This is a genomic window from Streptomyces sp. NPDC045678 (genome assembly GCF_056432085.1).
Genome location: NZ_JBWKJS010000001.1, coordinates 984,405 through 997,058, shown reverse-complemented (window position 1 = coordinate 997,058; position 12,654 = coordinate 984,405). Strand labels below are relative to the sequence as shown.

11 protein-coding genes are annotated in these 12,654 nt (G+C 69.1%); 4 read left to right on the top strand and 7 right to left on the bottom strand.

All coding sequences use genetic code 11. From position 1 onward, the window contains the following. Positions 1-81 precede the first annotated feature (81 nt). Positions 82-3,075: a bifunctional [glutamine synthetase] adenylyltransferase/[glutamine synthetase]-adenylyl-L-tyrosine phosphorylase gene (locus AC07DO_RS04360; protein ID WP_479056960.1), complete on the bottom strand. Its 2,994-nt coding sequence runs from the start codon at positions 3,073-3,075 to the stop codon at positions 82-84. A gap of 128 nt (positions 3,076-3,203) precedes the next feature. Between AC07DO_RS04360 and AC07DO_RS04355 the strand changes: the two genes are divergently transcribed. Next, a complete protein-coding gene (locus AC07DO_RS04355) occupies positions 3,204-3,641 on the top strand; it encodes a VOC family protein (RefSeq protein WP_479056958.1) in 438 nt (145 codons plus the stop codon). Between the two features lie 144 nt (positions 3,642-3,785). Here the strand turns inward: AC07DO_RS04355 and AC07DO_RS04350 are convergent, their stop codons facing one another. Continuing rightward, complete coding sequence (locus AC07DO_RS04350; protein ID WP_479056957.1) at positions 3,786-4,634, bottom strand: hypothetical protein; 849 nt, start codon at positions 4,632-4,634, stop codon at positions 3,786-3,788. 235 nt (positions 4,635-4,869) lie between these two features. Here AC07DO_RS04350 and AC07DO_RS04345 point away from each other — a divergent pair, with 235 nt between their 5' ends. Further along, the gene (locus tag AC07DO_RS04345) at positions 4,870-5,001 is read left to right on the top strand and encodes a hypothetical protein (protein ID WP_479056955.1); all 132 of its coding nucleotides are present in this window, start codon (positions 4,870-4,872) and stop codon (positions 4,999-5,001) included. A gap of 31 nt (positions 5,002-5,032) precedes the next feature. On the opposite strand, the gene AC07DO_RS04340 is transcribed toward AC07DO_RS04345, so the two are convergent. Beyond that, positions 5,033-5,467 carry an ATP-binding protein gene (locus AC07DO_RS04340; RefSeq protein ID WP_479056954.1) on the bottom strand — a complete coding sequence of 145 codons (435 nt, stop codon included), beginning with the start codon at positions 5,465-5,467 and terminating at the stop codon, positions 5,033-5,035. Positions 5,468-5,565: 98 nt separating this feature from the next. After that, the gene (locus AC07DO_RS04335; protein ID WP_479056952.1) at positions 5,566-6,306 is read right to left on the bottom strand and encodes a GntR family transcriptional regulator; all 741 of its coding nucleotides are present in this window, start codon (positions 6,304-6,306) and stop codon (positions 5,566-5,568) included. A gap of 82 nt (positions 6,307-6,388) precedes the next feature. Between AC07DO_RS04335 and AC07DO_RS04330 the strand changes: the two genes are divergently transcribed. Beyond that, positions 6,389-7,486 carry a DUF1152 domain-containing protein gene (locus AC07DO_RS04330; protein ID WP_479056950.1) on the top strand — a complete coding sequence of 366 codons (1,098 nt, stop codon included), beginning with the start codon at positions 6,389-6,391 and terminating at the stop codon, positions 7,484-7,486. Positions 7,487-7,780: 294 nt separating this feature from the next. Here the strand turns inward: AC07DO_RS04330 and AC07DO_RS04325 are convergent, their stop codons facing one another. Together AC07DO_RS04325 and AC07DO_RS04320 are read right to left on the bottom strand one after the other, a co-directional pair. Continuing rightward, positions 7,781-8,536, bottom strand: a complete 756-nt coding sequence (locus AC07DO_RS04325; RefSeq protein ID WP_479056948.1) for a restriction endonuclease — start codon at positions 8,534-8,536, stop codon at positions 7,781-7,783. A 530-nt stretch (positions 8,537-9,066) separates the two neighbouring features. Beyond that, positions 9,067-10,428 carry a glutamine synthetase family protein gene (locus AC07DO_RS04320; protein WP_055564891.1) on the bottom strand — a complete coding sequence of 454 codons (1,362 nt, stop codon included), beginning with the start codon at positions 10,426-10,428 and terminating at the stop codon, positions 9,067-9,069. A 430-nt stretch (positions 10,429-10,858) separates the two neighbouring features. On the opposite strand from AC07DO_RS04320, the gene AC07DO_RS04315 reads away from it, so the two are divergent. Continuing rightward, on the top strand, positions 10,859-12,103 hold the full coding sequence (locus tag AC07DO_RS04315) for a globin domain-containing protein (RefSeq protein ID WP_479056947.1): 1,245 nt from the start codon (positions 10,859-10,861) through the stop codon (positions 12,101-12,103). A gap of 26 nt (positions 12,104-12,129) precedes the next feature. Here the strand turns inward: AC07DO_RS04315 and AC07DO_RS04310 are convergent, their stop codons facing one another. Next, complete coding sequence (locus tag AC07DO_RS04310) at positions 12,130-12,576, bottom strand: RrF2 family transcriptional regulator (protein ID WP_479056946.1); 447 nt, start codon at positions 12,574-12,576, stop codon at positions 12,130-12,132. Between the last annotated feature and the right edge of the window lie 78 nt (positions 12,577-12,654).

Below are 12,654 nucleotides of genomic sequence, written 5' to 3'. Positions count from 1 at the left end.
CGGCCGCCGGGCCAGGTGCGCAGGGGCAGTGTTCCGCGTCTGATGGGGCAGCGCGGACGGCGCCCGCGGACCTCACGCCCGTCACGCCCCGTAGAACCGCTCCTCCACGACCGCCCGCGCCCTGCGCGTGATGCGCCGGTAGTCGTCCAGCATGTCGCCGACGTGGCCCGTGTCGTACCCCAGGTACCGGGCGACCGCCGCCAGTTCGCGGCCGTCGGAGGGGAACGTGTCGCCGGCCCTTCCGCGCACCAGCATGACCGCGTTGCGGACGCGGGCCGCCAGGACCCACGCCTCGTCGAGGGTCGCCGCGTCCTGCGTCGACATCAGCTCCGCCGCGCAGGCCGCGGCCAGGGCCTCCCGGGTCCGGGTCGTGCGCAGCCCCGGTTCGGCCCAGCCGTGCTCCAGCTGGAGGAGCTGCACGGTCCACTCGACGTCGGACAGGCCGCCGCGGCCCAGCTTCGCGTTGAGGGTCGGGTCGGCGCCGCGCGGCATGCGCTCCGCCTCCATCCGGGCCTTGAGGCGGCGGATCTCGCGGATCGCGTCCTCGCCGAGGCCCTCCGCCGGGTAGCGCAGCGGGTCGACGAGTTCGACGAAGGCGCGCCCGAGCTCCTCGTCGCCCGCGACCGGTTCGGCCCGCAGCAGCGCCTGGGACTCCCATACGAGGGACCAGCGGCGGTAGTACGCCTCGTACGAGCGCAGGGTGCGCACCAGCGGGCCGCTGCGGCCCTCCGGGCGCAGATCGGCGTCGATGAGCAGCGGCGGGTCGGCGGAGGGGAGTTGCAGGAGTCTGCGCATCTCGGCGACGACCTTCGCCGCCGCCTTCGCCGCCTCCTGTTCGTCGGCGCCCTCGCGCGGCTCGTGCACGAAGAGGACGTCCGCGTCCGAGCCGTAGCTGAGCTCGTGGCCGCCGAAGCGGCCCATGCCGATGACGGCGAAGCGGGTGGGGAGCGTTTCGCCCCAGCCTTCGCGGACGACGGCGCGCAGCGTGCCCGCGATGGTGGCGGCCGTCAGGTCCGACACGGCGTCGCCCACCCGGTCCACGAGCGCGCCGGGGTCGGCCTCTGCGGGGCTTTCCTCCGTGCCGTACGAGCCGATGAGGTCACCGGCCGCGGTGCGGAACATCTCGCGGCGCCGCACCCCGCGCGCCACCGTCACGGCCTGCTCGGCGCCGTCCGCGCGGCGCACCGCGGCCAGTATCTCCTGCTCCAGATGGGCGCGGCCGCGCGGTTCGAGACCGCCCTGGTCGCCGAGGAGAGCGACGGCCTCGGGGGCGCGCAGCAGCAGGTCGGGGGCGAGGCGTCCGGCGGAAAGGACGCGGGCGAGGTTCTCCGCCGCCGCGCCCTCGTCCCGCAGCAGCCGCAGGTACCAGGGGGTCTTGCCGAGTGCGTCGGACACCTTGCGGAAGCCGAGGAGGCCCGCGTCGGGGTCGGCGGAGTCCGCGAACCAGCCGAGGAGTACCGGCAGCAGAGTGCGTTGGATGGCCGCCTTGCGGGTCACGCCGGACGCCAGCGCCTCCAGGTGCCTGAGCGCCGCGCTGGGGTCCGCGTAGCCGAGCGCGACGAGGCGTTCGCGGGCCGCCTCCGTGCTCAGCCGCGCCTCACCCGGGGCGAGTTGGGCGACGGCGTCGAGCAGTGGACGGTAGAAGAGCTTCTCGTGGAGCCTGCGCACCACGGAGGTGTGCCGTTTCCAGGCGCGGCTGAGCTCGGTGATCGGCTCGGTGCGCATGCCGAGGGAGCGGCCGATGCGCCGCAGGTCCGCGTCGCCCTCGGGCACGAGGTGGGTGCGGCGCAGCTTGTAGAGCTGGATGCGGTGTTCGAGGGAGCGCAGGAAGCGGTACGCGTCGTCGAGCTGGGCGGCGTCCACGCGCCCCACGTAGCCACCCGCGCCGAGTGCCTGCAGTGCGACGAGCGTCGATCCGCTGCGGATCGACCGGTCGCTGCGGCCGTGCACCAGCTGGAGCATCTGCACGGCGAACTCGACGTCGCGCAGCCCGCCGGGGCCGAGCTTCAGCTCGCGGTCCACCTCGCCCGCCGGAATGTTCTCGACGACCCTGCGCCGCATCTTCTGGACGTCGGGCACGAAGTTCTCGCGTTCGGCGGCCTGCCAGACGAGCGGGGCGAGCGCGTCGACGTACTCCTCGCCGAGCGCGAGGTCGCCCGCGACCGGGCGGGCCTTGAGCAGGGCCTGGAACTCCCAGGTCTTCGCCCAGCGCTGGTAGTACGCGAGGTGGCTGGAGAGCGTGCGCACCAGGGGGCCGTTCCTGCCCTCGGGACGGAGGTTCGCGTCGACGGGCCAGATGGTGCCCTCGACGTTCGTGTCGGAGCAGATCCGCATCATGTGCGAGGCGAGGCGGGTCGCGGCCCGCATCGCCTTGTCCTCGTCGGTGCCCTCGGTGGCCTCGCCGACGAAGATGACGTCGACGTCGGACACGTAGTTGAGTTCGTGGCCGCCGCACTTGCCCATCGCGATCACCGCGAGCCTGCACTGCGCGTCGTCGCCGGGCGCGGCCGCGCGGGCCTGGGCGAGCGCCGCCCGCAGTGTCGCCGTCGCGAGGTCCGCGAGCTCGGCCGCCGCCTCGGCGACGTCGGTCGTGCCGCACACGTCGCGGGCCGCGATGGAGAGCAGGCAGCGGCGGTAGGCGACGCGCAGCGACTCCGGGTCGGCGGCGTCGGCGAGGCCCCGCTCGAACTCCTCCACGCCGGGGTGCAGGTCCGCCGATTCGTAGGTGACGAGGGCACGCCAGTCGAGGGGGTGTCTTGCCAGGTGGTCGGCGAGGGCCTCGGAGGCGCCGAGCACGCCGAGGAGACGGTCGCGCAGGGGCTTCGCGGTGACGAGGGTGTCGAGCAGCTCCCGCCGCCCGAGGTCGTCGTCCTGCGCCTCCACGAGCCGGACCAGGCCGAGGAGGGCCAGGTCCGGGTCGGCGGTGGCGCCGAGCGCGTCCAGGAGCAGCGGGTCGTCGCGCAGGGCGCTCAGCGCCGGGTCGTCGAGGAGCCGCTCCGCGGCGGACGGGTCGGTGAAGCCGTGCCGCAGCAGCCGCGTGAACGTACTGCTTCGTCGCCCTTGCGGCACCGTCATGCGAGCCTCCGTTCGATCACTCCTCGGCCCGAGCCTAAGGCCTCCCCGGCGAACCGGCGCCCGACGGCCCCGCGACACCCGGCGCGCGGCCGCTGACACGGCCCCAACTCCCTGATGTACTGCGGCTCATGGAATACACACTCGAAGTGATCCCGCTCCCGGTCGGCGACATCGACCGGTCGATGGAGTTCTACCGCGACAAGCTGGGCTTCCACGTCGACATCGACACGGAGGTCATGCCGGGCATGCGCATCGTCCAGCTGACCCCGCCCGGCTCGGGCTGTTCCATCGCCCTGGCGGGTGACGCGCTCTGGGAGACGATGGCGGGCCCGAGGCCGCCCGTCGGCTCCTATCAGGGCCTGCAGCTGTGCGTCGCCGACGCGAAGGCGGCCCACGCCGAGCTGGTCGCGCGCGGCCTGGACGTCAGCGAGCCGGTGCAGCACGCCCCGCAGGACGGCGGGACGTTCATGTACTTCAAGGACCCGGACGGCAACGGCTGGGCGATCCAGGAGTACCGGGTGCGGGCGACGACGTCGCTGCGGGACGCGATCGTGCCGAAGGCCTGACCGCCGCCGGGCGGGGAGGGGTGGGGAGGGTCGGGGAGGGGCCGCGGGCATGCCCCTCAGAAGGGCGTGTCCCCTAGAAGGGCGTGCCCTTCAGCAGGACGTGCCCTTCAGCAGAGCATGCCCCTCCGAAGGCCGGGCGCCCCCTCAGAAGGGCGGTTCGTCGCTGACCCACCCGCTGGAGCTCTCCAGGGCCGGGAGCGACCCGCCGGCAGGGCGCTCCGCCCACGGGTCCTTCGCGGGCCAGGCACGTTGCGGGGGCGCTTCCGCCGCAGGCGTGGCGACTCCGAGGTGGCGTACGACCTCGTGTCTGAGGCGCCTCACGTACGCGTCGACGGTCGCCTCGTCGTAACCGGTGTCCCAGTGCTCATCCGCGAGGACGGGCGGGAAGGATCCGGCGTGGGTCAGGACGAAGACGGACAGTTCCGCCATGTCCTGGAGGGCCAGCTCCTTGACCTTCCCCAGGAACTCGTCCACCTCGGAGACGTGCACCACCCTGGCGGTGAGCCCCGAGACGACGGGGAAGTCGGCGGGTCCGACCGTCGCCAGGAACTGTGCTCCTTGCTGGCGGCGCGACTGCCGGGCCCAGTCGTTCACCCCGTCCGCCTGCGCCGGCGTCCGTGCCTGCGCGCGCGCCACGGCGCGCAGGCCGTCGACGACCGTTTCCAGCTCCTCGACCCGTGCGCGCAGCGCCTCCACCTCGGCGGCGAGATCGTTGGACGACGGCCGCCGGCGCTCCGAATACGCCCGGACCCACGCCTCGTGCCACGGCTTCCACGGTTGGCCGCATCCCTCGGTGATGAACCGCTCGAAGGTGTCCTCGCGCGGGCAGGACCGCCCCTTGAACAGACCCGAGACCGTGCCCTCGGACAGCTCGCTGCGCTGAGCCACCTGATTCTGCTTCAGTCCGAGCGCCGCGACGAGCGCCTTGGCCGCGGCCGCGAGTCCCGCCACGGACGACACCGCGGCCGGGTCTGGCAGCTGCCCCCGCTTCATCCCCTGCACTCCCGCACCCACGCCCCTCTGGAGCGCCCCGCTTCAGAGCACTCCACTTCAGAGTTCAAAGCTTCACCACTCTAAAGTGAATCCCTCCCCTGAGCAGGTGTTTCACCCAGGATCGTCGCAACTCCGAAGCTGCCGTTCAGGTAGCCCCATGAACTCTCCCGTTCCTGATGAAGTCATCGGAACGAAGCGATCGACACGGAGGTTCTCGGTGCACGAGGAAATGAGCTTGCGAGCCCTAATCCTGCTCCTGGTGGGAGCACTCGGGACGTACGCGGCCCTGCACAACGCGGAGCTGGGGTCGGCACTGGTCGTCGGCGCGAGCCTGGTGACCGTGCTCGTCCTGATCATGCACCGGTGAGGGCGGGCGCCTCGCGGGGAGCGGGAGACCTCTAACTCGGCTTCCAGGCCGCATCGACCCTGAAGGAGACGACAGTGCCACCGAAACGACTGGGGCCGGCGCACCACGAGTCGGACAGCGCATCGACCAGGAGCAGGCCTCTCCCATGCGCGTCATCCGCGTCGGGGTCACGTCGCCTGACGTCAGTCGGGAACCCCGGGTTGTGTACGTCGACCCCCAGGGCTTCTCCCGCACGCCACCATTCGACACGCACTTTCCAGGATTCCTCAGCCTCGCCATAGAGGACAGCGTTCGTCACCAGCTCCGAGAGCATCAGGAGGCAGTCGTCGATCGAACACGTCAGGTCGTACGAGGCTGTGAACTTGCGAAACCATCGTCGTGCCCGAGCCACGGACTCGGGCACGGGATAGAGGGTCATACCCCCGAGCGGGCAAGCCTCCTCCGGGCGACCACACAGATCCGTCATGAGCACCACTCCTCCAGTGAAGTGGCCTTAGCCACTTACTGGATAGTGGCATTGGCCACTTGAGGCCACAAGCGGTTGGCGCCGAGCGTCGGGATTCTCTAACCGATCGGGTAACCCTGCTCGAACGCCCAACGACCGGACGGGTACGCGGCCTCGGCGAACTCGAGGGGGCGATCCTGCACGTCATAGACAACGTGTCGGCAGACCAAGACAGCGGAGCCAGCTGCGAGTTCAAGGTCCGAGACCTCATCCTCGGTCGCCAGTCGAGCACACATGCGATCCTGCGCGTAACTCCCCTGGCGGCCCGTCATGTTCTCCACGTACATGAGGGTGCCCTCCTGAATGCGTTCAGGATCGAGGAGCTTGGGCGCACCTTCCCCTACATCGCCGCTGAACCACGAGGTGGAGATCGCGATCGGCCCGGACGCGTCCTTGGTCACGCGGCGACGATGAACGACACGGGCCCCAGGTGCCAGACTCAGTGCCTCGACCACATGGTCAGGCGCCTCCAGCCAACCCGCCGCGGTGATCACCGCGTATTCACCGGGCGTGTACATCTTGCCGGTCTGCCTCGCGCGCCCATAGAGCTCCCGAGCCCGGCGATTGACGGCCAGGCCGCGGACGTAGGTACCCGACCCCTGCCGCTTCTCGACCAGCCCCTGATGACTCAGTACCTCCAGCGATCGAGCCGCCGTCGGCCGGGACACCGTCCATGCGGCGGCGAGTTGCCGCTCGGACGGAACCTCGTCACCGGGCCGCAGGTCGCCCCGCAGGATCTGATCGCGGATGTGGTGCGCGATCTGGAGGTACTTGGGCTGGGCCTCTTCGATCTGCGGCATCGGATCTCCCCTTGCTAAGTGGCTATGGCCAGTGGCCACTATAGGGCGAGTGGCCAACACGCGAACGCCTACGCTGACGCGGATGACACGCCTGATCGTGGCAGCCGGAGGAGGGGGCGACGCCGTCGCCGCCGCGGTGGTCGACGCGGCCCTCTATGGGGACAGCGGAAGCCCAGCGGTGATCCTCACGTACGCGTGGGACCGACTGCTCGTCGACCCGGTGCCGGGCCCCCGAGGGCCGGACGACTTCACGGGACTGGCCCCGCTCACGCCAAGCGTACGGACGGTCCCGCCGACCGCGAGACCGATCGCACCGGCCGGCTCCACGCTCCCCCGGCTGGCGAACGAACTCCCCCACACCTTCGCCCTGCTCGACCCCCAGCACGGCGCCGACGGCATCGCGCACCAACTCGCCTCACTAGTACAACACTTGAACCCCGAGTCCATCGACCTCTTGGACGTCGGCGGCGACATCCTCGCCAGGGGAGACGAGCCCACGCTCCGCAGCCCCCTCGCAGACGCACTAACGCTCGCAGCATGCTCCCAACTCGACGCCCGTGTCCGGCTCTTGATTGCCGGCCCGGGCCTGGACGGCGAGATCCCGACCGAAGACCTGACCGACCGCATGGGCCCGCCGGTCCTGACGTTCACGAGCAAGCACATCGAACCGATCATCCCGGTACTGGAATGGCACCCTTCCGAGGCCACGGGCATGCTGGCCGCCGCGGCACGGGGAGTCCGCGGCCTGTGCGAAGTCAGAGACGCCGGCCTACCGGTCCCCCTCACCGAACACAGCGCCACCCTCCACGAAGCGACCCTGAACCAGGCGTTGCACCGAAATAGGCTGGCCCGCGCTCTCCTCACCACGAAAACCCTCGCCGAGGCGGAGCAGCGCAGCCGGGAAATCTGCGGCTACTCGGAAATCGACTACGAGCGCAACAAGGCGAATCGGCTCGCAACCCAGCCACCCCGCGAGATCGACCCCACCCGCACACTCCACCGCCTCGACGAGTTCGAGGCAGCGGCCCGCCGACGCGGCACCACGCACACGACCTTCCGCAGAATCACCGAGACCCTGGGCTTCGGCGGCCAACAACGACAACTTCTACGGGAGTTGCTGATCAACCGTCGCCCACTCCAGTACGAAGCACCTCTTTGGCACATCTCACGCGGCGCCTGAGTTGCAAGTTTTCCACTGGTTCAAAGGCCCGTATGCGCTCGGCTCCGCCAGGCGCGCTTCGGCTCCCGCCGCCCTGCGTGCTCACACCTCCGGCTCGCGCTGCGGGCGCTACGCCGAAGCGGGGAACGGCGGGCAACAGACCGTCGCCATCGAGAGCAGTCGGGCCAACTCCCTCGCAGGCCAGTCGCCCAACTTCCCCTGGATGGCCTGAGCTTTCCAAGGTGAGGGCCTGTCAGTACTTGCGTCCCAGGCGGGCTGTGGCCTTGGACCGCCAGGCTGGAAGGCAGTCCACCCTCATTTGCGTCGCATTAGATACTCAATCTTGGATGTCCATCTTGGACCAAACTTGTCATTCATCATGCCGACAAAGGCGAGACCATCGATAAGTTCAATACGGGGCTCACCCATCTCCTTTCTGCGAGCCCCCGCAGTAAATTCCGAAGTTGTAACCAGAACACCATGGGACTTTCTCTCCATGTACATAACTCCAGTCAGCCTGTCAACGATCTCAACACCCACCTTTTTGGCAGTCCATTTCTTGCATTCGATAATCATCGTAATTCGGTGGCCTGGAGCCGCCTGAGTCACCGTAACGTCCCACCCGCCGTCTTTTTGGGGTGGTGTAACCTCGGTTTCGTACCCTAGCTTTTCCCAAAGCGCGGCGGTCAGCTTTTCGAAATCTCGATCAGAGAGGCCGTGTAGCACCTGAAGTGCATCTTCACTAGTGGGGCCGACTTCGATCCAGCAGGATCGAATGAGCGCAGCTGCATCACCGAAAGAAGCATGAAGGGAATCCGGCAGTTCCTGAGCGTGGACGGCGTAGAAATTAGACAACACCCTCAAAGCCTCTTCAGGCTGATCAGGAATAAGATCAAGAATCCACGTGACCCCCTCCCACGCCGCCACCTCTTTTCGAGCTCCCCAGCGAATCAATCTTCTACCAAATTCCCTCTTCCTGAGCAGAGAAAAAAGGGTACGATCACCGCTTTTAGCTGCCTGCACTGCCGATTCGAGATACACCCTGTCCGCGAAGTAGGTTCCACTGCGCACGAGAAATTTTCGAAGCAGGTTCTTTACTTCTTCGTCAGACCTCTCGGGAACTGTTGCCAGGTATTCGTCTCTCAGGCGCTCGGAAGGAAAATGTACAGATGGAGGAGGTACACCTTCGCGCCCCCACCTTCCTGTTTGGATGTACTGAAGCCATTCCCCAAGCCCATCGCGTCAGTCATACGAGAATCTTCGCTGCTACCTGCCCGATCCTGTCAGTAAATGTCGCAATCCCTTGACGATCTCATCCCCGTTGGTCACGAGGGGGCCGAAGAGATCTTGACACTCATGGATGAGGTGCGGAACGACCTGCTTCAGTCCCCGTCTCGCGTAACCCGTGCCCATCAGCGACGTCTGGAACGGCCCCAAGCAGGCCCTGCTTCGGTGCGGCGCGTCAGAGTCACTGGGCTCAGGTCCGGTTTGGTGGATCGAAGCGCCAGACGGCCCAGCCGCAGGCAGACAGCCGAGAGGGCCCACGGGCGTCGGCCGTGGGCCCTCTCGGGGAAGTGAGCGAGAAGCGCTCTGACCTGCGTCTACAGAACCGGCAGGTTCTTGCGGAGCTCGAAGGCCGTGACCTCCGAGCGGTACTCCTCCCACTCCTGCTTCTTGTTGCGCAGGAAGAAGTCGTAGACGTGCTCGCCGAGGGTCTCGGCTACCAGTTCGGACTTCTCCATGAGGGCGATCGCCTCGCCGAGGTTCTGCGGGAGCGGCTCGATCCCGAGCGCGCGGCGCTCCGCGTCGCGCAGCGCCCACACGTCGTCGTCGGCGCCCGGCGGGAGTTCGTAGCCCTCCTCGATGCCCTTGAGGCCGGCGGCGAGCAGCACCGCGTAGGTCAGGTAGGGGTTGGCGCCGGAGTCGATGGAGCGGACCTCGACGCGGGCCGAGCCGGTCTTGCCGGGCTTGTACATCGGGACACGGATCAGGGCCGAGCGGTTGTTGTGGCCCCAGCAGATGTACGAGGGTGCCTCGCCGCCCGCGCCCGCGGTGCGCTCGGAGCCGCCCCAGATGCGCTTGTAGGAGTTCACCCACTGGTTGGTGACGGCCGAGATCTCCGCGGCGTGCCGCAGCAGGCCCGCGATGAAGGAGCGGCCGACCTTGGAGAGCTGGTACTCGGCACCGGACTCGTAGAACGCGTTGCGGTCCCCCTCGAAAAGGGAGAGGTGGGTGTGCATGCCGGAGCCGGGGTGCTCGGAGAACGGTTTCGGCATGAAGGTGGCCTGCACCCCCTGCTCCAGGGCGACCTGCTTCATGACCAGGCGGAACGTCATGATGTTGTCGGCCGTGGAGAGCGCGTCGGCGTAGCGGAGGTCGATCTCCTGCTGGCCGGGGGCGCCCTCGTGGTGGCTGAACTCCACCGAGATGCCCATGGATTCGAGCATCGTGATGGCCTGGCGGCGGAAGTCCATGCCCACGTTCTGCGGGGTGTGGTCGAAGTAGCCGGAGTTGTCTGCGGGGGTGGGCCGCGAGCCGTCCAGCGGCTTGTCCTTCAGCAGGAAGAACTCGATCTCGGGGTGGGTGTAGAAGGTGAAGCCCAGGTCGGAGGTCTTGGCGAGGGCGCGCTTGAGCACGTAGCGCGGGTCCGCGAAGGACGGGGAGCCGTCCGGCATCAGGATGTCGCAGAACATGCGGGCCGTGCCGGGGGCCTCCGCGCGCCAGGGCAGCACCTGGAAGGTCGACGGGTCCGGCTTGGCGATCATGTCCGACTCGTACACCCGGGCGAAGCCCTCGATGGCCGAGCCGTCGAAGCCGATGCCCTCGTCGAAGGCCTGCTCCAGTTCGGCGGGGGCCACGGCCACCGACTTGAGGAAGCCGAGGACGTCCGTGAACCACAGGCGCACGAAACGGATGTCGCGCTCCTCCAACGTACGGAGCACGAATTCCTGCTGCTTGTTCATCTTCCGCTTCCACCCATCCTTGCTGGTCAGGCCACCTGCATTCACACCCCGGGACACACCGGGCACACGAGCATCCCACTCCTTGGTTTCGTGCGCGTTGCGGGCCCCGTGCCGCGGCGTTCGAGCCGTTCCTCTTGCCGCTCTGTGCCCATAGTGCCTGCTGCACCGTCCGGCCGTAACGGCGGCGGTCCCCGACGCCGTGTCCGATCCTCGGCCGGACCCCGGCCGGCCCCTGGTCGGACCTTCGACAGGACCCCCGCCGCTATAACTTGCATTTGAGATGCTAATTTGAGGGCCGAAACAGACAAGGGGGGCGTAACCCTGCCTTACTGCGCGCTGCCTTACTGCGCCCTGCGCCCTGCGCGCTAGGTCCTGTACTGCGTCCCGCTCTCGTCATCAGGCACTGTCATCAGGCACTGAGGAGCCCACGTTGCTGTCAGAACAGTCGGCCGCGACCGTCCGCGCCACGCTTCCCGTCGTCGGAGCGGCGATCGGTGAGATCACCGAACGCTTCTACGACCGGCTCTTCACTGCCCGTCCCGAGCTGCTCAGGGACCTCTTCAACCGCGGCAACCAGGCCGCGGGGACGCAGCGGCAGGCCCTGGCCGGCTCCATCGCCGCGTTCGCGACCCACCTGGTGGAGCACCCCGACGAGCGGCCCGACGTGATGCTGAACCGCATCGCGCACAAGCACGCGTCGCTCGGCGTGGCCCCCGACCAGTACGAGACGGTGCACCGTCACCTCTTCGCCGCCATCGTCGAGGTGCTCGGCGACGCGGTCACGCCCGAGGTCGCCGCCGCGTGGGACGACGTCTACTGGCTCATGGCGAACGCCCTCATCGCCATCGAGGCCCGCCTCTACGCCGGGCAGGGCGTCACCGCGGGCGAGGACACGTGGCGTGAGTGGGAGGTCGTCGGGCGCGTCGAGGAGACGGAGGACGTCGCCACGTTCCGGCTGCGGCCCGTCGACGGGGCGCCCGCGCCGGGCTTCCGGCCGGGGCAGTACGTGTCCGTGCAGGTACGGCTCCCGGACGGGGCGCGGCAGATACGGCAGTACAGCCTCACCGGGGGGTCGGTCGGCGGGTCGACCTGCGGTGGCGGCCGTGGTGGCTCCGACGTGCGGCAGATCTCTGTGAAGCGGGTGCGGGGGGAAGCGGGGACGCCCGAGGGCGAGGTCTCGAACCACCTGCACGCGCGCGTGCGGGAGGGGGATGTCCTCCGCGTCTCCCCGCCGTACGGGGACCTCGTCCTCGACGAGACGGATGCGGACGTTCCGCTGCTGCTCGCCTCCGCGGGCATCGGCGTCACGCCGATGATCGCCATGCTGGAGCAGCTGGCCGCGTCGGGGCACCGGGCGCCGGTCACCGTCGTGCACGCCGACCGCTCCCCCGCGGAGCACGCGCTGCGGGCCGACCACGAGGCGTACACCGCCAAACTCCCGGACGGCTCGGCGTACTTCTTCTACGAGCGGCCGGAACCGGGTCACCCCGCGGAGCTCACGGGGTACGCCGATCTCGCCGCCCTGCCCGCGATCCCGGCCGGCACGCGCGCGTACCTGTGCGGGCCGCTGCCGTTCATGCGGGCGGTACGTTCCCAGCTGATCGAACGCGGGGTCGCCGCGGCCGACATCCACTACGAGGTGTTCGGGCCCGATCTTTGGCTGGCGCGGGGCTGATTCGTGGCCGGCGCGGGGCCGAGCTGTCAGGGGGTGGGGCGGGTCGTGATGCCCAGGAGGAGCGGGCCCGTCGGGCTCGCGACGATGTCCGCCACCGTCAGCGGGTCCAGGGAGGCGTAGAACGCCTCCTGCGCCTTGCGCAGCGCGTCACGCAGGCGGCACGCCGAATTCAGCGGACACGGCGTGCCGCTCTCGCAGTCCACGACGTCACCCGTGCCCTCGAAGGACCGCACCAGCGCGCCGACCGACGCCCGGCGGCCCGCCTCGGTCAGCGCGAGCCCGCCGCCCCTGCCCCTGCGGGCCTCCAGCAGGCCCATCTTCTGGAGCTCGGCGACGACCTTCGTCTCGTGGGTGTACGGCACCGCCATGTCGGCGGCCACCTCGCGCGTCGTGGGGGCGCCGGCCGCGCCGTCCACCACGGCCAGGCGCATGAGGGTGCGCAGTGCCAGGTCGGTGGAGCGCATGAGCCGCATACGGTCGAGCGTAGGGAACGCGCTCGGTTGGCTCAAATTGCCCCGTCGTACCTGCTGGTACGCGGATTCGTCTGCCCC